General features: G+C 55.3%; 9 protein-coding genes, 2 tRNA genes and 7 rRNA genes. 7 read left to right on the top strand and 11 right to left on the bottom strand.

Going from position 1 to position 21,147, the window contains the following annotated elements:
* Positions 1-39: 39 nt before the first annotated feature.
* The 11 genes from rrf (L1P09_RS00635) to L1P09_RS00585 form a co-directional block, all read right to left on the bottom strand.
* Positions 40-155 (bottom strand): 5S ribosomal RNA (gene rrf / locus L1P09_RS00635).
* Positions 156-264: 109 nt separating this feature from the next.
* Positions 265-380 (bottom strand): 5S ribosomal RNA (rrf, locus tag L1P09_RS00630).
* A 134-nt stretch (positions 381-514) separates the two neighbouring features.
* Positions 515-3,407 (bottom strand): 23S ribosomal RNA (locus L1P09_RS00625).
* A 249-nt stretch (positions 3,408-3,656) separates the two neighbouring features.
* Positions 3,657-3,732: transfer RNA gene (locus tag L1P09_RS00620), tRNA-Ala, on the bottom strand.
* A 24-nt stretch (positions 3,733-3,756) separates the two neighbouring features.
* Positions 3,757-3,833: transfer RNA gene (locus L1P09_RS00615), tRNA-Ile, on the bottom strand.
* Between the two features lie 85 nt (positions 3,834-3,918).
* Positions 3,919-5,455 (bottom strand): 16S ribosomal RNA (locus tag L1P09_RS00610).
* 444 nt (positions 5,456-5,899) lie between these two features.
* Positions 5,900-6,015: ribosomal RNA gene (gene rrf, locus L1P09_RS00605) — 5S ribosomal RNA — on the bottom strand.
* A gap of 134 nt (positions 6,016-6,149) precedes the next feature.
* Positions 6,150-9,042: ribosomal RNA gene (locus tag L1P09_RS00600) — 23S ribosomal RNA — on the bottom strand.
* 281 nt (positions 9,043-9,323) lie between these two features.
* Positions 9,324-10,860, bottom strand: a 16S ribosomal RNA gene (locus L1P09_RS00595).
* Together the 16S, 23S and 5S rRNA genes with 2 tRNA genes alongside form the textbook arrangement of a ribosomal RNA operon.
* A gap of 568 nt (positions 10,861-11,428) precedes the next feature.
* The gene (locus L1P09_RS00590; RefSeq protein ID WP_054904520.1) at positions 11,429-12,649 is read right to left on the bottom strand and encodes a CaiB/BaiF CoA transferase family protein; all 1,221 of its coding nucleotides are present in this window, start codon (positions 12,647-12,649) and stop codon (positions 11,429-11,431) included.
* Between the two features lie 14 nt (positions 12,650-12,663).
* Positions 12,664-13,845 carry an acyl-CoA dehydrogenase gene (locus L1P09_RS00585; protein WP_054904519.1) on the bottom strand — a complete coding sequence of 394 codons (1,182 nt, stop codon included), beginning with the start codon at positions 13,843-13,845 and terminating at the stop codon, positions 12,664-12,666.
* A gap of 163 nt (positions 13,846-14,008) precedes the next feature.
* Here L1P09_RS00585 and L1P09_RS00580 point away from each other — a divergent pair, with 163 nt between their 5' ends.
* From L1P09_RS00580 to L1P09_RS00550, 7 genes are all read left to right on the top strand, one after another.
* The gene (locus L1P09_RS00580; protein ID WP_054904518.1) at positions 14,009-14,923 is read left to right on the top strand and encodes a LysR family transcriptional regulator; all 915 of its coding nucleotides are present in this window, start codon (positions 14,009-14,011) and stop codon (positions 14,921-14,923) included.
* A gap of 408 nt (positions 14,924-15,331) precedes the next feature.
* Positions 15,332-16,453, top strand: a complete 1,122-nt coding sequence (locus tag L1P09_RS00575; RefSeq protein ID WP_009683556.1) for a Re/Si-specific NAD(P)(+) transhydrogenase subunit alpha — start codon at positions 15,332-15,334, stop codon at positions 16,451-16,453.
* A gap of 11 nt (positions 16,454-16,464) precedes the next feature.
* A complete protein-coding gene (locus L1P09_RS00570; RefSeq protein WP_003256966.1) occupies positions 16,465-16,779 on the top strand; it encodes an NAD(P) transhydrogenase subunit alpha in 315 nt (104 codons plus the stop codon).
* Between the two features lie 2 nt (positions 16,780-16,781).
* Complete coding sequence (locus tag L1P09_RS00565; RefSeq protein WP_009683557.1) at positions 16,782-18,233, top strand: NAD(P)(+) transhydrogenase (Re/Si-specific) subunit beta; 1,452 nt, start codon at positions 16,782-16,784, stop codon at positions 18,231-18,233.
* 184 nt (positions 18,234-18,417) lie between these two features.
* Positions 18,418-19,911 carry an acetyl-CoA hydrolase/transferase family protein gene (locus tag L1P09_RS00560; RefSeq protein WP_029885367.1) on the top strand — a complete coding sequence of 498 codons (1,494 nt, stop codon included), beginning with the start codon at positions 18,418-18,420 and terminating at the stop codon, positions 19,909-19,911.
* Positions 19,912-20,241: 330 nt separating this feature from the next.
* Positions 20,242-20,457, top strand: coding sequence for a DUF1127 domain-containing protein (locus tag L1P09_RS00555; RefSeq protein ID WP_054904517.1), 216 nt, complete (start codon positions 20,242-20,244; stop codon positions 20,455-20,457).
* A 301-nt stretch (positions 20,458-20,758) separates the two neighbouring features.
* Complete coding sequence (locus L1P09_RS00550; protein ID WP_029885365.1) at positions 20,759-21,076, top strand: DUF2388 domain-containing protein; 318 nt, start codon at positions 20,759-20,761, stop codon at positions 21,074-21,076.
* Positions 21,077-21,147: the final 71 nt, after the last annotated feature.

The raw sequence follows: 21,147 nt of genomic DNA, 5'->3' as shown, positions 1-21,147 counted from the left end.
GCCCCTGTCTGCATTGCAGACAGGGGCTTTGGGTTTGAATCTTGACGATGACCTACTCTCACATGGGGAAACCCCACACTACCATCGGCGATGCATCGTTTCACTGCTGAGTTCGGGATGGGATCAGGTGGTTCCAATGCTCTATGGTCGTCAAGAAATTCTGTGTGCTGGCCCGTCACTGGAACGTGCCTGCGAATCTCTGTAGTTCCTACTTAAAGACAAAACCCCTACCTGCATGCGCAGATAGGGGTTTTGCGAAATGAATCTTGACGATGACCTACTCTCACATGGGGAAACCCCACACTACCATCGGCGATGCATCGTTTCACTGCTGAGTTCGGGATGGGATCAGGTGGTTCCAATGCTCTATGGTCGTCAAGAAATTCTGTAGCCAGAATGTCCAGATGGACAGCCCAGCGAATTCGGATATGTGATGTTTGTGATGCCTTGCGAACTTTCGGTTCATGTCATCTTCACCACCGCAATCTGCGCTAGCAAATTGCTTGGGTGTTATATGGTCAAGCCTCACGGGCAATTAGTATTGGTTAGCTCAACGCCTCACAGCGCTTACACACCCAACCTATCAACGTCGTAGTCTTCGACGGCCCTTTAGGGGATTCAAGATCCCAGTGAGATCTCATCTTGAGGCAAGTTTCCCGCTTAGATGCTTTCAGCGGTTATCTCTTCCGAACATAGCTACCCGGCAATGCCACTGGCGTGACAACCGGAACACCAGAGGTTCGTCCACTCCGGTCCTCTCGTACTAGGAGCAGCCCCTCTCAAATCTCAAACGTCCACGGCAGATAGGGACCGAACTGTCTCACGACGTTCTAAACCCAGCTCGCGTACCACTTTAAATGGCGAACAGCCATACCCTTGGGACCGGCTTCAGCCCCAGGATGTGATGAGCCGACATCGAGGTGCCAAACACCGCCGTCGATATGAACTCTTGGGCGGTATCAGCCTGTTATCCCCGGAGTACCTTTTATCCGTTGAGCGATGGCCCTTCCATACAGAACCACCGGATCACTAAGACCTACTTTCGTACCTGCTCGACGTGTTTGTCTCGCAGTCAAGCGCGCTTTTGCCTTTATACTCTACGACCGATTTCCGACCGGTCTGAGCGCACCTTCGTACTCCTCCGTTACTCTTTGGGAGGAGACCGCCCCAGTCAAACTACCCACCATACACTGTCCTCGATCCGGATAACGGACCTGAGTTAGAACCTCAAAGTTGCCAGGGTGGTATTTCAAGGATGGCTCCATGAGAACTGGCGTCCCCACTTCAAAGCCTCCCACCTATCCTACACAAGCAAATTCAAAGTCCAGTGCAAAGCTATAGTAAAGGTTCACGGGGTCTTTCCGTCTAGCCGCGGATACACTGCATCTTCACAGCGATTTCAATTTCACTGAGTCTCGGGTGGAGACAGCGCCGCCATCGTTACGCCATTCGTGCAGGTCGGAACTTACCCGACAAGGAATTTCGCTACCTTAGGACCGTTATAGTTACGGCCGCCGTTTACCGGGGCTTCGATCAAGAGCTTCGCTTGCGCTAACCCCATCAATTAACCTTCCGGCACCGGGCAGGCGTCACACCCTATACGTCCACTTTCGTGTTTGCAGAGTGCTGTGTTTTTAATAAACAGTCGCAGCGGCCTGGTATCTTCGACCGGCATGAGCTTACGGAGCAAGTCCTTCACCCTCGCCGGCGCACCTTCTCCCGAAGTTACGGTGCCATTTTGCCTAGTTCCTTCACCCGAGTTCTCTCAAGCGCCTTGGTATTCTCTACCTAACCACCTGTGTCGGTTTGGGGTACGGTTCCCAGTTATCTGAAGCTTAGGAGCTTTTCTTGGAAGCATGGTATCAACCACTTCGTCGCCTAAAGGCAACTCGTCATCAGCTCTCGGCCTTGAAATCCCGGATTTGCCTAAGATTCCAGCCTACCACCTTAAACCTGGACAACCAACGCCAGGCTGGCCTAACCTTCTCCGTCCCTCCATCGCAATAACTGGAAGTACAGGAATATTAACCTGTTTTCCATCGACTACGCTTTTCAGCCTCGCCTTAGGGACCGACTAACCCTGCGTCGATTAACGTTGCGCAGGAAACCTTGGTCTTTCGGCGTGCGAGTTTTTCACTCGCATTGTCGTTACTCATGTCAGCATTCGCACTTCTGATACCTCCAGCAAGCTTCTCAACTCACCTTCACAGGCTTACAGAACGCTCCTCTACCGCATCATCATAAGATGATACCCGTAGCTTCGGTGCATGGTTTGAGCCCCGTTACATCTTCCGCGCAGGCCGACTCGACTAGTGAGCTATTACGCTTTCTTTAAAGGGTGGCTGCTTCTAAGCCAACCTCCTAGCTGTCTAAGCCTTCCCACATCGTTTCCCACTTAACCATGACTTTGGGACCTTAGCTGACGGTCTGGGTTGTTTCCCTTTTCACGACGGACGTTAGCACCCGCCGTGTGTCTCCCATGCTCGGCACTTGTAGGTATTCGGAGTTTGCATCGGTTTGGTAAGTCGGGATGACCCCCTAGCCGAAACAGTGCTCTACCCCCTACAGTGATACATGAGGCGCTACCTAAATAGCTTTCGAGGAGAACCAGCTATCTCCGAGCTTGATTAGCCTTTCACTCCGATCCACAGGTCATCCGCTAACTTTTCAACGGTAGTCGGTTCGGTCCTCCAGTCAGTGTTACCTAACCTTCAACCTGCCCATGGATAGATCGCCCGGTTTCGGGTCTATACCCAGCGACTAAACGCCCTATTAAGACTCGCTTTCGCTACGCCTCCCCTATTCGGTTAAGCTCGCCACTGAATATAAGTCGCTGACCCATTATACAAAAGGTACGCAGTCACCTAACAAAGTAGGCTCCCACTGCTTGTACGCATACGGTTTCAGGTTCTATTTCACTCCCCTCTCCGGGGTTCTTTTCGCCTTTCCCTCACGGTACTGGTTCACTATCGGTCAGTCAGTAGTATTTAGCCTTGGAGGATGGTCCCCCCATATTCAGACAAAGTTTCTCGTGCTCCGTCCTACTCGATTTCATTGATAAGAGATTTTCGTGTACGGGGCTATCACCCACTATGGCCGCACTTTCCAGAGCGTTCCACTAATCTCAAATCAACTTAAGGGCTGGTCCCCGTTCGCTCGCCACTACTAAGGGAATCTCGGTTGATTTCTTTTCCTCAGGGTACTTAGATGTTTCAGTTCCCCTGGTTCGCCTCTTGCACCTATGTATTCAGTACAAGATACTCAGCTTGTGCTGAGTGGGTTCCCCCATTCAGAGATCTCTGGATCACAGTCTGTTTGCCGACTCCCCAAAGCTTATCGCAGGCTACCACGTCTTTCATCGCCTCTGACTGCCAAGGCATCCACCGTATGCGCTTCTTCACTTGACCATATAACCCCAAGCAATCTGGTTATACTGTGAAGACGACATTCGCCGAAAATTCGCATTTCGCTCAGTTAAGAGCAGAACTCACAAATTTTACCTTAGCCTGATCACACACCAGTGAAAGTGCATGTCAGTCTATATCTATCACATATCCGAATTTTTAAAGAACGATCTGACAAAAGTCAGAAATCAACATTCATCGACGAATGTTCATTTCTAATTTCTGAGCAGGAGCAACATCTACCGCAGAAAGTGGTGGAGCCAAGCGGGATCGAACCGCTGACCTCCTGCGTGCAAGGCAGGCGCTCTCCCAGCTGAGCTATGGCCCCGTATTCTACGGCTGAACCATGTAATGGTAGGTCTGGGCAGATTTGAACTGCCGACCTCACCCTTATCAGGGGTGCGCTCTAACCAACTGAGCTACAGACCTATAACAGGGTTGCGTTACAGCATCGTCTTTTACAATGAATCAAGCAATTCGTGTGGGAGCTCATCAGTAGGCTGATGTCGTCGATTAAGGAGGTGATCCAGCCGCAGGTTCCCCTACGGCTACCTTGTTACGACTTCACCCCAGTCATGAATCACACCGTGGTAACCGTCCTCCCGAAGGTTAGACTAGCTACTTCTGGTGCAACCCACTCCCATGGTGTGACGGGCGGTGTGTACAAGGCCCGGGAACGTATTCACCGCGACATTCTGATTCGCGATTACTAGCGATTCCGACTTCACGCAGTCGAGTTGCAGACTGCGATCCGGACTACGATCGGTTTTGTGAGATTAGCTCCACCTCGCGGCTTGGCAACCCTCTGTACCGACCATTGTAGCACGTGTGTAGCCCAGGCCGTAAGGGCCATGATGACTTGACGTCATCCCCACCTTCCTCCGGTTTGTCACCGGCAGTCTCCTTAGAGTGCCCACCATAACGTGCTGGTAACTAAGGACAAGGGTTGCGCTCGTTACGGGACTTAACCCAACATCTCACGACACGAGCTGACGACAGCCATGCAGCACCTGTGTCAGAGTTCCCGAAGGCACCAATCCATCTCTGGAAAGTTCTCTGCATGTCAAGGCCTGGTAAGGTTCTTCGCGTTGCTTCGAATTAAACCACATGCTCCACCGCTTGTGCGGGCCCCCGTCAATTCATTTGAGTTTTAACCTTGCGGCCGTACTCCCCAGGCGGTCAACTTAATGCGTTAGCTGCGCCACTAAAATCTCAAGGATTCCAACGGCTAGTTGACATCGTTTACGGCGTGGACTACCAGGGTATCTAATCCTGTTTGCTCCCCACGCTTTCGCACCTCAGTGTCAGTATCAGTCCAGGTGGTCGCCTTCGCCACTGGTGTTCCTTCCTATATCTACGCATTTCACCGCTACACAGGAAATTCCACCACCCTCTACCGTACTCTAGCTTGCCAGTTTTGGATGCAGTTCCCAGGTTGAGCCCGGGGCTTTCACATCCAACTTAACAAACCACCTACGCGCGCTTTACGCCCAGTAATTCCGATTAACGCTTGCACCCTCTGTATTACCGCGGCTGCTGGCACAGAGTTAGCCGGTGCTTATTCTGTCGGTAACGTCAAAACAGCAAGGTATTAACTTACTGCCCTTCCTCCCAACTTAAAGTGCTTTACAATCCGAAGACCTTCTTCACACACGCGGCATGGCTGGATCAGGCTTTCGCCCATTGTCCAATATTCCCCACTGCTGCCTCCCGTAGGAGTCTGGACCGTGTCTCAGTTCCAGTGTGACTGATCATCCTCTCAGACCAGTTACGGATCGTCGCCTTGGTGAGCCATTACCTCACCAACAAGCTAATCCGACCTAGGCTCATCTGATAGCGCAAGGCCCGAAGGTCCCCTGCTTTCTCCCGTAGGACGTATGCGGTATTAGCGTTCCTTTCGAAACGTTGTCCCCCACTACCAGGCAGATTCCTAGGCATTACTCACCCGTCCGCCGCTGAATCAAGGAGCAAGCTCCCGTCATCCGCTCGACTTGCATGTGTTAGGCCTGCCGCCAGCGTTCAATCTGAGCCATGATCAAACTCTTCAGTTCAATACTGCTTGGGTTTTTAAGAAACCCTAAACTTGGCTCAGCAATCTCAAATGACTATGTGATTTCTCGCATGGCCACTTGTGATGCTGATAATCTTTTTGACTATCAGTCCGTACTCACAAGCACCCACACGAATTGCTTGATTCGATTTGTTAAAGAGCGGTGGTTAAGAGCGTTTCGTCTCAACCGAGGCGCGCATTCTACGCTTTCCTCAGAGCCTGTCAAGCGTTAATTTTGAAGATTTTCGAGAAACTCGTTTAGCTTCAGACACTTGACTCGCTTCGATCTCTCGTCGCGGGAGGTGAATAATACAGTATTCAAAAACACTGTCAACCACCTTTTACCACCACTGGAGGGCTCGTGAGCCAACCAGGAGAAGCGACAGCTTCTACTTAAAGACAAAACCCCTACCTGCATGCGCAGATAGGGGTTTTGCGAAATGAATCTTGACGATGACCTACTCTCACATGGGGAAACCCCACACTACCATCGGCGATGCATCGTTTCACTGCTGAGTTCGGGATGGGATCAGGTGGTTCCAATGCTCTATGGTCGTCAAGAAATTCTGTAGCCAGAATGTCCAGATGGACAGCCCAGCGAATTCGGATATGTGATGTTTGTGATGCCTTGCGAACTTTCGGTTCATGTCATCTTCACCACCGCAATCTGCGCTAGCAAATTGCTTGGGTGTTATATGGTCAAGCCTCACGGGCAATTAGTATTGGTTAGCTCAACGCCTCACAGCGCTTACACACCCAACCTATCAACGTCGTAGTCTTCGACGGCCCTTTAGGGGATTCAAGATCCCAGTGAGATCTCATCTTGAGGCAAGTTTCCCGCTTAGATGCTTTCAGCGGTTATCTCTTCCGAACATAGCTACCCGGCAATGCCACTGGCGTGACAACCGGAACACCAGAGGTTCGTCCACTCCGGTCCTCTCGTACTAGGAGCAGCCCCTCTCAAATCTCAAACGTCCACGGCAGATAGGGACCGAACTGTCTCACGACGTTCTAAACCCAGCTCGCGTACCACTTTAAATGGCGAACAGCCATACCCTTGGGACCGGCTTCAGCCCCAGGATGTGATGAGCCGACATCGAGGTGCCAAACACCGCCGTCGATATGAACTCTTGGGCGGTATCAGCCTGTTATCCCCGGAGTACCTTTTATCCGTTGAGCGATGGCCCTTCCATACAGAACCACCGGATCACTAAGACCTACTTTCGTACCTGCTCGACGTGTTTGTCTCGCAGTCAAGCGCGCTTTTGCCTTTATACTCTACGACCGATTTCCGACCGGTCTGAGCGCACCTTCGTACTCCTCCGTTACTCTTTGGGAGGAGACCGCCCCAGTCAAACTACCCACCATACACTGTCCTCGATCCGGATAACGGACCTGAGTTAGAACCTCAAAGTTGCCAGGGTGGTATTTCAAGGATGGCTCCATGAGAACTGGCGTCCCCACTTCAAAGCCTCCCACCTATCCTACACAAGCAAATTCAAAGTCCAGTGCAAAGCTATAGTAAAGGTTCACGGGGTCTTTCCGTCTAGCCGCGGATACACTGCATCTTCACAGCGATTTCAATTTCACTGAGTCTCGGGTGGAGACAGCGCCGCCATCGTTACGCCATTCGTGCAGGTCGGAACTTACCCGACAAGGAATTTCGCTACCTTAGGACCGTTATAGTTACGGCCGCCGTTTACCGGGGCTTCGATCAAGAGCTTCGCTTGCGCTAACCCCATCAATTAACCTTCCGGCACCGGGCAGGCGTCACACCCTATACGTCCACTTTCGTGTTTGCAGAGTGCTGTGTTTTTAATAAACAGTCGCAGCGGCCTGGTATCTTCGACCGGCATGAGCTTACGGAGCAAGTCCTTCACCCTCGCCGGCGCACCTTCTCCCGAAGTTACGGTGCCATTTTGCCTAGTTCCTTCACCCGAGTTCTCTCAAGCGCCTTGGTATTCTCTACCTAACCACCTGTGTCGGTTTGGGGTACGGTTCCCAGTTATCTGAAGCTTAGGAGCTTTTCTTGGAAGCATGGTATCAACCACTTCGTCGCCTAAAGGCAACTCGTCATCAGCTCTCGGCCTTGAAATCCCGGATTTGCCTAAGATTCCAGCCTACCACCTTAAACCTGGACAACCAACGCCAGGCTGGCCTAACCTTCTCCGTCCCTCCATCGCAATAACTGGAAGTACAGGAATATTAACCTGTTTTCCATCGACTACGCTTTTCAGCCTCGCCTTAGGGACCGACTAACCCTGCGTCGATTAACGTTGCGCAGGAAACCTTGGTCTTTCGGCGTGCGAGTTTTTCACTCGCATTGTCGTTACTCATGTCAGCATTCGCACTTCTGATACCTCCAGCAAGCTTCTCAACTCACCTTCACAGGCTTACAGAACGCTCCTCTACCGCATCATCATAAGATGATACCCGTAGCTTCGGTGCATGGTTTGAGCCCCGTTACATCTTCCGCGCAGGCCGACTCGACTAGTGAGCTATTACGCTTTCTTTAAAGGGTGGCTGCTTCTAAGCCAACCTCCTAGCTGTCTAAGCCTTCCCACATCGTTTCCCACTTAACCATGACTTTGGGACCTTAGCTGACGGTCTGGGTTGTTTCCCTTTTCACGACGGACGTTAGCACCCGCCGTGTGTCTCCCATGCTCGGCACTTGTAGGTATTCGGAGTTTGCATCGGTTTGGTAAGTCGGGATGACCCCCTAGCCGAAACAGTGCTCTACCCCCTACAGTGATACATGAGGCGCTACCTAAATAGCTTTCGAGGAGAACCAGCTATCTCCGAGCTTGATTAGCCTTTCACTCCGATCCACAGGTCATCCGCTAACTTTTCAACGGTAGTCGGTTCGGTCCTCCAGTCAGTGTTACCTAACCTTCAACCTGCCCATGGATAGATCGCCCGGTTTCGGGTCTATACCCAGCGACTAAACGCCCTATTAAGACTCGCTTTCGCTACGCCTCCCCTATTCGGTTAAGCTCGCCACTGAATATAAGTCGCTGACCCATTATACAAAAGGTACGCAGTCACCTAACAAAGTAGGCTCCCACTGCTTGTACGCATACGGTTTCAGGTTCTATTTCACTCCCCTCTCCGGGGTTCTTTTCGCCTTTCCCTCACGGTACTGGTTCACTATCGGTCAGTCAGTAGTATTTAGCCTTGGAGGATGGTCCCCCCATATTCAGACAAAGTTTCTCGTGCTCCGTCCTACTCGATTTCATTGATAAGAGATTTTCGTGTACGGGGCTATCACCCACTATGGCCGCACTTTCCAGAGCGTTCCACTAATCTCAAATCAACTTAAGGGCTGGTCCCCGTTCGCTCGCCACTACTAAGGGAATCTCGGTTGATTTCTTTTCCTCAGGGTACTTAGATGTTTCAGTTCCCCTGGTTCGCCTCTTGCACCTATGTATTCAGTACAAGATACTCAGCTTGTGCTGAGTGGGTTCCCCCATTCAGAGATCTCTGGATCACAGTCTGTTTGCCGACTCCCCAAAGCTTATCGCAGGCTACCACGTCTTTCATCGCCTCTGACTGCCAAGGCATCCACCGTATGCGCTTCTTCACTTGACCATATAACCCCAAGCAATCTGGTTATACTGTGAAGACGACATTCGCCGAAAATTCGCATTTCGCTCAATTAAGAGCAGAACTCACAAATTTTACCTTAGCCTGATCACACACCAGTGAAAGTGCGTGTCAGTCTATATCTATCACATATCCGAATTTTTAAAGAACGGTCTGACAAAAGTCAGAAATCAACATTCATCAACGAATGTTCATTTCTGAATTCTCATCAGCAAATGAATCAAGCAATTCGTGTGGGAGCTCATCAGCAGGCTGATGTCGTCGATTAAGGAGGTGATCCAGCCGCAGGTTCCCCTACGGCTACCTTGTTACGACTTCACCCCAGTCATGAATCACACCGTGGTAACCGTCCTCCCGAAGGTTAGACTAGCTACTTCTGGTGCAACCCACTCCCATGGTGTGACGGGCGGTGTGTACAAGGCCCGGGAACGTATTCACCGCGACATTCTGATTCGCGATTACTAGCGATTCCGACTTCACGCAGTCGAGTTGCAGACTGCGATCCGGACTACGATCGGTTTTGTGAGATTAGCTCCACCTCGCGGCTTGGCAACCCTCTGTACCGACCATTGTAGCACGTGTGTAGCCCAGGCCGTAAGGGCCATGATGACTTGACGTCATCCCCACCTTCCTCCGGTTTGTCACCGGCAGTCTCCTTAGAGTGCCCACCATAACGTGCTGGTAACTAAGGACAAGGGTTGCGCTCGTTACGGGACTTAACCCAACATCTCACGACACGAGCTGACGACAGCCATGCAGCACCTGTGTCAGAGTTCCCGAAGGCACCAATCCATCTCTGGAAAGTTCTCTGCATGTCAAGGCCTGGTAAGGTTCTTCGCGTTGCTTCGAATTAAACCACATGCTCCACCGCTTGTGCGGGCCCCCGTCAATTCATTTGAGTTTTAACCTTGCGGCCGTACTCCCCAGGCGGTCAACTTAATGCGTTAGCTGCGCCACTAAAATCTCAAGGATTCCAACGGCTAGTTGACATCGTTTACGGCGTGGACTACCAGGGTATCTAATCCTGTTTGCTCCCCACGCTTTCGCACCTCAGTGTCAGTATCAGTCCAGGTGGTCGCCTTCGCCACTGGTGTTCCTTCCTATATCTACGCATTTCACCGCTACACAGGAAATTCCACCACCCTCTACCGTACTCTAGCTTGCCAGTTTTGGATGCAGTTCCCAGGTTGAGCCCGGGGCTTTCACATCCAACTTAACAAACCACCTACGCGCGCTTTACGCCCAGTAATTCCGATTAACGCTTGCACCCTCTGTATTACCGCGGCTGCTGGCACAGAGTTAGCCGGTGCTTATTCTGTCGGTAACGTCAAAACAGCAAGGTATTAACTTACTGCCCTTCCTCCCAACTTAAAGTGCTTTACAATCCGAAGACCTTCTTCACACACGCGGCATGGCTGGATCAGGCTTTCGCCCATTGTCCAATATTCCCCACTGCTGCCTCCCGTAGGAGTCTGGACCGTGTCTCAGTTCCAGTGTGACTGATCATCCTCTCAGACCAGTTACGGATCGTCGCCTTGGTGAGCCATTACCTCACCAACAAGCTAATCCGACCTAGGCTCATCTGATAGCGCAAGGCCCGAAGGTCCCCTGCTTTCTCCCGTAGGACGTATGCGGTATTAGCGTTCCTTTCGAAACGTTGTCCCCCACTACCAGGCAGATTCCTAGGCATTACTCACCCGTCCGCCGCTGAATCAAGGAGCAAGCTCCCGTCATCCGCTCGACTTGCATGTGTTAGGCCTGCCGCCAGCGTTCAATCTGAGCCATGATCAAACTCTTCAGTTCAATACTGCTTGGGTTTTTAAGAAACCCTAAACTTGGCTCAGCAATCTCAAATGACTATGTGATTTCTCGCATGGCCACTTGTGATGCTGATAATCTTTTTGACTATCAGTCCGTACTCACAAGCACCCACACGAATTGCTTGATTCGATTTGTTAAAGAGCGGTGGTTAAGAGCGTTTCGTCTCAACCGAGGCGCGCATTCTACGCTTTCCTCATTTGCTGTCAAGCGTTTATTTTGAAGTTTTTTGCGAGAAACTCGTTTAGCTTCAAACACTTGACTCGCTGCGATCTCTCGTAGCGGGAGGCGAATCATACAGCGTTTAGAAGCGCTGTCAACCATCATCTCAACCGCATTCGATCATTCGATCGTAGCCCTTACAGCGCCTTCCGAATCGTTCAACTCATTGAATTTCAAGGAGTTTGTCGTTCCGTTGTCGCTGGAAGTGGGGCGCATTATAAGGGGATTCGAGAGGGCGTCAACCTTTAATTCAAATAAACTTTCAGGGCGCTTAAAAAGCAAAGCGGGGAGGCCTGGCGGCCTCCCCGTTATATAGCTAGACCAGCATTCCCTACAACACGCCAACGCTGCGCAACTGGCGCACTTCTTCCGCTCCTAGCCCTAACACCTCCTCAAGCACCACCTCGGTATGCTCACCCAACATAGGCGGCGCCAGCCGATACTCGACAGGCGTCGCCGACAAACGTATCGGGCTCGCCACCTGCGGCACATTGCCTGCCAACGCATGCGGGATACTGACCGCCAGCCCGCGAGCCAGCACTTGGGGGTCGCGGAACACCTGGGCAAGATCATTGATTGGCCCACACGGCACACCCGCTGCCTCCAGCTTGCTCACCCATTCGGCCGTGGTCTTGAACACGGTGGCCTGGCGAATCAATGGAATCAGCTCAGCCCGGTTGGCCACACGCAGCTTGTTGGTGGCAAAGCGAGGGTCAGTCGCCCATTGAGGCTGCCCGGCCACCTCGGCGAACTTGCGGAACTGGCTGTCGTTGCCCACGGTAAGAATGAAATCGCCATCCGCCGTCGGAAAATCCTGATAAGGCACGATGTTGGGGTGCGCATTGCCCAGGCGACGGGGCGCCGTGCCCGTGGTCAGGTAGTTCATTGCCTGGTTCGCCAGGCAAGCCACCTGCACATCCAGCAGCGCCATGTCGACGTGCTGACCGACCCCAGTCTGGTCACGGTGGGCGAGGGCAGCCAACATGGCCACCGTTGAGTACAGCCCGGTCAGAATGTCGGTAAGGGCGACACCCACCTTGACCGGGCCTGCGCCTTCCTCACCTTCCGGGCGCCCCGTCAGGCTCATCAGCCCACCTAGCCCCTGGATCATGAAGTCATAGCCAGCGCGCCGGGCATAAGGCCCGGTCTGCCCGAAACCGGTAATGGAGCAATAGATAAGCCGCGGATTGTCGGCCTTGAGGCTCTGGTAATCCAGCCCATAGGCCGCCAGCCCACCCACCTTGAAGTTCTCGATGACGATATCGCACTTCGCCGCCAGCTCACGCACCAGGCGCTGGCCCTCGGGCCGCGTGAAATCGATCGTCACCGACCGCTTATTGCGGTTGGCCGACAGATAATAAGCCGCCTCGCTCGTGTTCTCGCCATTGGCACCTTTAAGGAAGGGCGGCCCCCAGGAGCGGGTATCGTCCCCACTGCCCGGCCGCTCGACCTTGATCACGTCAGCCCCCAGGTCAGCGAGGATCTGGCCAGACCACGGACCGGCCAACACGCGCGACAGGTCCAGCACCCGCAGATGTGATAACGCGCCCATGGACTGGCTCCTTATCAATAGAAAGCCTGGATACCGGTTTGCGCGCGGCCCAGGATCAGCGCATGCACGTCGTGCGTACCTTCATAGGTGTTGACCACCTCCAGGTTGACCAGATGACGGGCGACACCGAACTCGTCGGAAATCCCGTTACCACCAAGCATGTCGCGCGCCATGCGTGCGATATCCAGCGCCTTGCCGCAGGAGTTGCGCTTCATGATCGAGGTAATTTCCACCGCCGCGGTGCCTTCGTCCTTCATTCGCCCAAGGCGCAGGCAGCCTTGCAGCGCCAGCGTGATCTCGGTCTGCATGTCGGCCAGCTTTTTCTGGATCAGCTGGTTTGCAGCAAGTGGGCGACCGAACTGCTGACGGTCCAGCGTGTATTGGCGGGCGGTGTGCCAGCAGGCCTCTGCAGCACCCAGCGCCCCCCAGGAAATGCCGTAACGGGCCGAATTCAGGCAAGTGAACGGACCTTTGAGGCCACGCACATCGGGGAAGATGTTCTCTTCCGGCACAAACACATTATCCATGACGATCTCGCCGGTAATCGACGCGCGCAGACCGACCTTGCCATGAATTGCAGGCGCACTCAGGCCCTGCCAGCCCTTTTCCAGGACGAAGCCACGGATATCTCCGGCGTCATCCTTGGCCCAGACCACGAATACGTCAGCGATCGGGCTGTTGGTGATCCACATTTTGCTGCCGCTCAGGCGATAACCGCCCTCGACCTTCTTGGCCCGGGTAATCATCGAGCCCGGGTCAGAGCCATGGTTAGGCTCGGTCAAACCGAAGCAACCGATCCATTCCCCACTCGCCAACTTGGGCAAGTACTTCTGTTTCTGGGCTTCGGTGCCAAATTCGTTGATCGGCACCATCACCAGCGAAGACTGAACGCTCATCATCGAGCGATAACCGGAGTCGATGCGCTCCACTTCGCGGGCAATCAGGCCATAGCACACATAGTTCAAGCCACTGCCGCCGTATTGCTCGGGGATGGTCGCACCCAGCAGGCCCACTTCCCCCATTTCGCGAAAAATCGCCGGGTCGGTCTGCTCATGACGAAACGCCTCGAGTACACGCGGGGCCAGCTTGCCCTGGGCGAACTGATAAGCGCTGTCACGCACCATGCGCTCTTCTTCAGTGAGCTGCTGATCCAGCAGCAGTGGATCGATCCAGTTGAAGCTTGCTTTACCAGCCATGAGCGGAATCCTCGAGAAGGGGGCGGAGTTTTTATGTGCCTTTGAGCCTAGGACTGATTGCCCGCTGATACAAACGAGGATTGCGCACCATATAGTGATATTTTGTCACTTCGAAAATCAGAACCCCGCCACATTTTCGGCCTTACGAGTGAGGTTGACGTACATGCGACGCAAGATCCCCAGCACCTCTGCATTGGTTTGCTTCGAGGCCGCTGCACGTCACCAGAGCTTCACCAAGGCCGCCCAGGAGCTTTCCCTGACCCAAGGCGCCGTCTGCAGACAGATTGCCAGCCTGGAAACGTTCCTTAACGTAGAGTTGTTCCGCCGCTCGCGCCGTGGTGTGAAGCTGACCGAGGCGGGCCTGTCGTACAGCCGACAGGTTGCCGCGCAACTGGACGCAGTGGAGCGCGACACCTTGTCAGTGATGCGACAGCAGGGCGCCAGCGTGATCGAACTGGCAGTAGTACCGACCTTCGGTACCCAATGGCTGCTACCGCGCCTCAAAGACTTCCAGCAGCGCCACCCGGAGGTCACCGTGAACCTCACCAACCGCACCCGGCCATTTCTGTTCGCGGACACAACATTCGATGCCGCCATCTATTTTGGTGATGGCGACTGGTCTGGCACACAGTCGCAGCGGCTGATGGGGGAAAACCCGTTACCCGTATGCAGCCCGGCACTGCTGGGCGGGCAAGGCACGCTCGAAGCACGGCACATCGCTGAGCTGCCACTGTTGCAGCAGAGCACGCGGCCGTACGCGTGGCGGCAATGGTTCGCAAGCGTGGCCATGAATGTGGAACGTGACATGACCGGCCCACGCTATGAGCTGTTTTCGATGCTTGCCCAAGCGGCCATGCACGAGATGGGCGTCGCGCTGATACCGCCGTTTCTGATCCAGCGCGAGTTGCAGGAGGGTAGGCTGGTAGTCGCTAACAGACACGTCCTGACTAGCGACAAGGCCTACTATCTGATGATTCCAGAACGCAAGGTGGAGTCCGCATCTCTGCGCGCATTCCGTGACTGGCTGGTGAGCCAAGCGCAGGCATATGCCCAGGAACGGGACAACCTGACCCCGTAGTCAATTATTTTTAACACCTACAGATATATATATTTGTCGCATATTCGTAAACTGTTACGTACGCACAAAAATACCCGCTAACCGTCCTGACTACGGGGCTTTGCGGGTTATTTTGCGACATCGAACAAGCCATCAGCGAACTGGCCAAAATTTTTTTGTTTTTTCCTCCTAATCTGGCAAAAGCCCGTAGTTGATGGGCTGCGACCTTATGCGTGCGACAAGCGGTCACAGGGTGACTTGTAGTTTTAACTTCGTTTCGCTCCAGAACCGGTTGAAGCCCTATGGGTTCGTCTGCAAAATGCTTCGCCCGCCCAGGATCCGGCGGGATGGCGCTCCACAGCCACCCAGCACACCATTCGCAGTGCGCTGGCTTTGACAAAAACAAAGGTCACCGCAGGAGAAATAGTCGTGCACATTGGTGTTCCTCTCGAGACGCAGACCGGTGAGACAAGGGTCGCTGCGACCCCCGAAACCATCAAGAAACTGATTGGCCAGGGCCATCAGGTCACCGTTCAACGGGGGGCAGGGCTCAACGCCGCCATTCCGGACAGTGCCTATGAGGCCGTGGGTGCTTCCCTGGGGACCGCAGCCGATGCATACGGCGCCCAACTGGTCCTGAAGGTGGTCGCGCCCAACGACCAGGAACTGGCCCTGATCAACAGCGGCAGCCTGCTGGTAGGTATGCTCAACCCCTTCAACAGCGAACTGATCGGCAAGATGGCCGAACGCGGGATCACCGCCTTCGCGCTGGAGGCCGCGCCCCGCACGTCAAGGGCGCAGAGCCTGGACGTGCTGTCGTCACAGGCGAACATTGCCGGTTACAAGGCCGTGCTGCTGGCTGCCCATCACTACCCACGCTTCATGCCCATGCTGATGACCGCCGCCGGTACGGTCAAAGCCGCCCGGGTACTGATCCTGGGTGCGGGCGTTGCCGGCCTGCAGGCCATCGCCACGGCCAAGCGCCTGGGCGCAGTGATCGAGGCGTCCGACGTACGCCCGGCGGTGAAGGAGCAGATCGAGTCGCTGGGCGCCAAGTTCATCGACGTCCCCTACGAGACCGACGAAGAACGGGCGTGCGCCGAAGGCGTCGGCGGCTATGCCCGGCCGATGCCAGCCAGTTGGATGCAACGCCAGGCCCAGGCCGTGCACGAGCGCGCCAAGCAGGCGGATATCGTCATCACCACCGCATTGATCCCTGGCCGCAAGGCGCCAACCCTGCTCAGTGCCGAAACAGTGGCCCAGATGAAGCCTGGCTCGGTCGTCATCGACCTGGCCGCGGCCCAAGGCGGCAACTGCCCGCTGACCGTGGCGGACCAGGTCGTTCAGGCGCATGGCGTGACCATCGTCGGCCCTACCAACCTGCCGGCCCAGGTCGGCGCCGATGCCTCGGCGCTGTATGCGCGCAACCTGCTGGACTTCATGAAGCTGCTGTTCGACAAGGACGGCGCACTGACCATCAACCTCGAAGACGACATCGTCGCGGCCTGCCTGATGTGCCGCGATGGCCAGGTCGTCCGCAAGAACGGCTAAGGAGCACGACAATGGAAGACATGCTGATTTCCCACGGCATCTACAACCTGATCATCTTCGTGCTGGCCATTTATGTGGGCTACCACGTGGTGTGGAACGTCACCCCGGCGCTGCACACCCCACTCATGGCGGTCACCAATGCCATCTCGGCGATCGTCATCGTCGGTGCCATGCTGGCCGCCGCCCTGACCGTGACCCCTGCCGGCAAACTGATGGGCACCCTGGCGGTGGCCCTGGCCGCAGTCAATGTGTTCGGTGGCTTCCTGGTCACCCGCCGCATGCTGGAAATGTTCAAGAAGAAAACCAAGAACGAGGCGCAGAAGTAAGCATGAGCATGAATCTGGTAACGCTCCTCTACCTCGTCGCCTCGGTGTGCTTCATCCAGGCGCTCAAGGGCCTGTCGCACCCGACAACCTCGCGGCGCGGCAACCTGTTCGGCATGATCGGCATGGGCATCGCCATCCTCACTACGGTTGGCCTCATCTACAAGCTCGCGGCGCTCTCCATCGGCAACGGTGGGGCTACGACCGGCATCGGTTACGTACTGGTCGGCCTGCTGGTCGGTGGTACCGCCGGTTCGATCATGGCCAAGCGGGTCGAGATGACCAAGATGCCCGAGCTGGTCGCCTTCATGCACAGCATGATCGGCCTGGCTGCGGTGTTCATCGCCATCGCCGCAGTGCTCGAACCGCAGTCGATGGGCATCGTTGCAGCCATCAGCGACCCGATCCCTACCGGTAACCGCCTGGAACTGTTCCTCGGCGCAGCCATTGGTGCCATTACCTTCTCTGGCTCGGTGATCGCTTTCGGCAAGCTGTCGGGCAAATACAAATTCCGCCTCTTCCAGGGCGCACCCGTACAGTTCGCCGGTCAGCACAAGCTCAATCTGATCCTGGGCCTGACCACCATCGCCTTGGGCCTGCTGTTCACGTTCACCGGCCATTACAGTGCCTTCACCCTGATGCTGGCCTTGGCCTTTGTCATGGGTGTGCTGATCATCATTCCGATTGGCGGCGCCGACATGCCGGTGGTTGTTTCAATGCTCAACAGCTACTCGGGTTGGGCAGCTGCGGGTATCGGCTTCTCGCTGAACAACTCGATGCTGATCATCGCGGGCTCGTTGGTGGGCTCTTCTGGCGCCATCCTGTCGTACATCATGTGCAAGGCGATGAACCGTTCGTTCTTCAACGTCATCCTCGGCGGCTTTGGTGGCGACACCGACGCGGGGGCGGCGCAAGGCTCGCAAGAGCAGCGCCCGGTCAAGTCCGGCTCGGCTGACGATGCCACCTTCCTGTTGAGCAATGCCGACAGCGTGATCATCGTTCCGGGCTATGGCCTGGCGGTGGCCCGTGCCCAGCATGCACTCAAGGAACTGACCGAAAAGCTGACCCACAACGGTGTAACCGTGAAGTACGCGATTCACCCGGTTGCGGGGCGTATGCCTGGGCATATGAACGTGCTGCTGGCCGAAGCCGAAGTCCCTTACGACCAGGTCTTCGAGATGGAAGACATCAACGCCGAGTTTGGCCAGGCCGACGTGGTACTGGTGCTGGGCGCCAACGACGTGGTCAACCCGGCGGCAAAAAACGATCCCAAGTCGCCCATTGCCGGCATGCCGATTCTCGAAGCGTTCAAGGCCAAGACCATCATCGTCAACAAGCGCTCGATGGCCAGTGGCTACGCCGGCCTGGATAACGAACTGTTCTACCTGGACAAAACCATGATGGTATTCGGTGACGCCAAGAAGGTCATCGAAGACATGGTCAAGGCTGTGGAATAAAGCGCCGCAGCAAACCCGCCGATATAAAGGAAGCCCCGGTAAGCATCTACCGGGGCTTTCTTTTTATTGATCCGGATCAACGGCTCTACCGAGAGGCTTCTCATACGACCATGGTCGTGGGACGGCAATGGGCGAAATCTCTAGACTGCGCTGCAGTAGTTTCAGCAGCCCGAGATAACAATCCATGTACCGTGACCGTATCCGCTTGTCCTCTCTGCACAGCAAGGTAATGAGTGCGGCTGATGCCGCTGGTCTGATCGAGGACGGCATGACTGTCGGCATGAGCGGCTTTACCCGCGCCGGTGAGGCCAAGGCCGTCCCGCATGCACTGGCCGAACGTGCCAAACAGTCGCCACTGAAGATCAGCCTGATGACCGGCGCCAGCCTGGGCAACGACCTGGACAAGCAACTGACCGAGGCCGGTGTATTGGCCCGCCGCATGCCTTTCCAGGTAGACAGCACCCTGCGCAAGGCCATCAACGACGGCAAGGTGATGTTCATCGACCAGCACCTGTCGGAAACCGTCGAACAACTGCGCAACCAGCAATTGAAGCTGCCGGACATCGCGGTCATCGAAGCCGTGGCCATCACTGAGCAGGGCCACATCGTACCTACTACATCGGTGGGTAACTCGGCCAGTTTCGCCATCTTCGCCAAGCAGGTGATTGTCGAGATCAACCTCTCGCACAACACCAACCTCGAAGGTTTGCACGACATCTATATCCCCACCTATCGCCCGACCCGCACGCCCATTCCGCTGGTCAAGGTCGACGATCGTATCGGCAGCACCGCCATCCCGATCGACCCGGCGAAGATCGTGGGTATCGTCATCAGCGACCAACCGGACTCGCCATCTACCGTGTTGCCGCCAGATGACGAAACCCAGGGTATCGCCAACCACCTGATCAACTTCCTGAAGAAGGAAGTGGAAGCTGGCCGCATGACCAACAAGCTCGGCCCACTGCAGGCCGGCATCGGTAGCATTGCCAACGCCGTGATGTGCGGCTTGATCGAGTCGCCCTTCGAAGACCTGACCATGTACTCCGAAGTGCTGCAGGACTCGACCTTCGACCTGATCGACGCCGGCAAGCTGCGCTTTGCATCGGGCAGCTCCATCACCCTGTCGACCCGCCGCAATGCCGATGTATTCGGTAACCTCGAACGCTACAAGGACAAGCTCGTACTGCGCCCGCAGGAAATCTCCAACCATCCGGAGGTCGTGCGGCGCTTGGGCATCATCGGTATCAATACCGCGCTGGAGTTCGACATCTACGGCAACGTCAATTCCACCCACGTGTGTGGCACCAGGATGATGAACGGGATCGGTGGCTCGGGTGACTTCGCCCGTAACGCCCACCTTGCTGTATTCGTTACCAAGTCGATTGCCAAAGGCGGTGCAATTTCCAGTGTGGTGCCAATGGTCAGCCATGTGGACCATACCGAACACGACGTGGACATCCTGGTCACCGAACAAGGTTTGGCCGACCTGCGTGGCCTGGCCCCGCGCGAGCGGGCACGCGTGATCATCGACAACTGTGTGCACCCAGACTACCGCGCGGCACTGAACGATTACTTCGAGCGCGCCTGCCAACGTGGCGGCCATACGCCACATATCCTGCGCGAAGCGCTGAGCTGGCACGAGAACCTGGAAGAAACCGGCCGCATGCAAGCGAGCTGATCCAGCGGCGGCATGGAACAGCAGCCCCGCTTCTGCTGTTCCAGCCCATTCGCGTTTCACGTCCAGACCCAAGAATATCCAGAACTGTACTACTGTACCTGTCCTAGGCTTCTTTCAAGCCTGCAGAACATCGCCACATACCAAAAATGCACCATAAAGATGCAGACCAGTACAGTTTCGCCTGTTTCGAGTGCAACAGTAGGGTTACACAGTTAACTGAGCCATCGTCTTTCGCATGAACTGTATCTACTGTTCTGGACAAGAGAGGAGGATCATTGGCATCAGTTAAATCACTACCTAATCCCGCCATAAGCGGAAGGATGAAGCATCATGGAACGTACCCTCAGTTCCGGTCTGGTTTTTGAAAGCAATGCCCAGCAATCCAACGCATCGCTGCCGCTGCGCGCACTGTCCACTCTGGTGCTGTGGCAGCGCCGCATGGCAAGCCGCCGTCAACTGGCTCGCCTGGACGCTCGCCTGCTGGCCGACGCTGGCATCAGCGAGTCGCAGCGTTACGAAGAGCTGAGCAAGCCTTTCTGGCGCTAAGCACCGGCTTGCCGGCTTCGGCCGGCACCGCGAATTCCTGAAACCCGTTGCAGGCAACTGCGACGGGTTTTTTGTTTGTGGCATGCAGAGGTCAGCGCCAAGCGCTGAACAGATACAGTTTGTGTAGTACAAATCCAAACCGATACAGTTGACGGCCCGTTCTTCGTTAACATCTGGAAACACCCGCGCGTGATACGCTTGGCTTGGCAGTCTGGTAGAAACCACTGTCATAAGTACCGCGACCAGCAATGCGAGCGTCCGATAAGCAGAACCACCCGACCCGAGTTCAGGAGTGCACGAAATGTCCCGTAAATATCTGATTGGCGCCGCTCTTATGCTGAGCCTGGCTGGCACCGCAAACGCCACCAGTTTCGTCGTCACCACTGACGCTGTAGTAGGGGCAGTAGCTGCGTCCACCGACGCCACCTCGGATGTTTCTTCGTCGTTCCGTGACGATAAAATCGTCCAGGCCGCCCGTGACGACGCTGCCAGCTTCGTAGGCAGCCAAGGCGATATCCGCGGTGCCAAGCTGGAAAGCGCGTTCCGGCACATCCGCGCACAAATGCCAAGCCTGCAGGCCAGCGACGCCGAACTGGCCCAGGCCATTCTGGCAATCTAAGCGCCGGCAAGCGCCCAGGCTGTGCCGGGTGCCCCGTACAGCCAGGCCAGCCCTCGCCACCCTTACTTCCA

The organism is Pseudomonas juntendi (genome assembly GCF_021560075.1).
In the GTDB taxonomy this organism is placed as follows: Bacteria; Pseudomonadota; Gammaproteobacteria; order Pseudomonadales; family Pseudomonadaceae; genus Aquipseudomonas; species Aquipseudomonas juntendi.
This window is presented reverse-complemented; position numbering and strand designations above follow the sequence as displayed.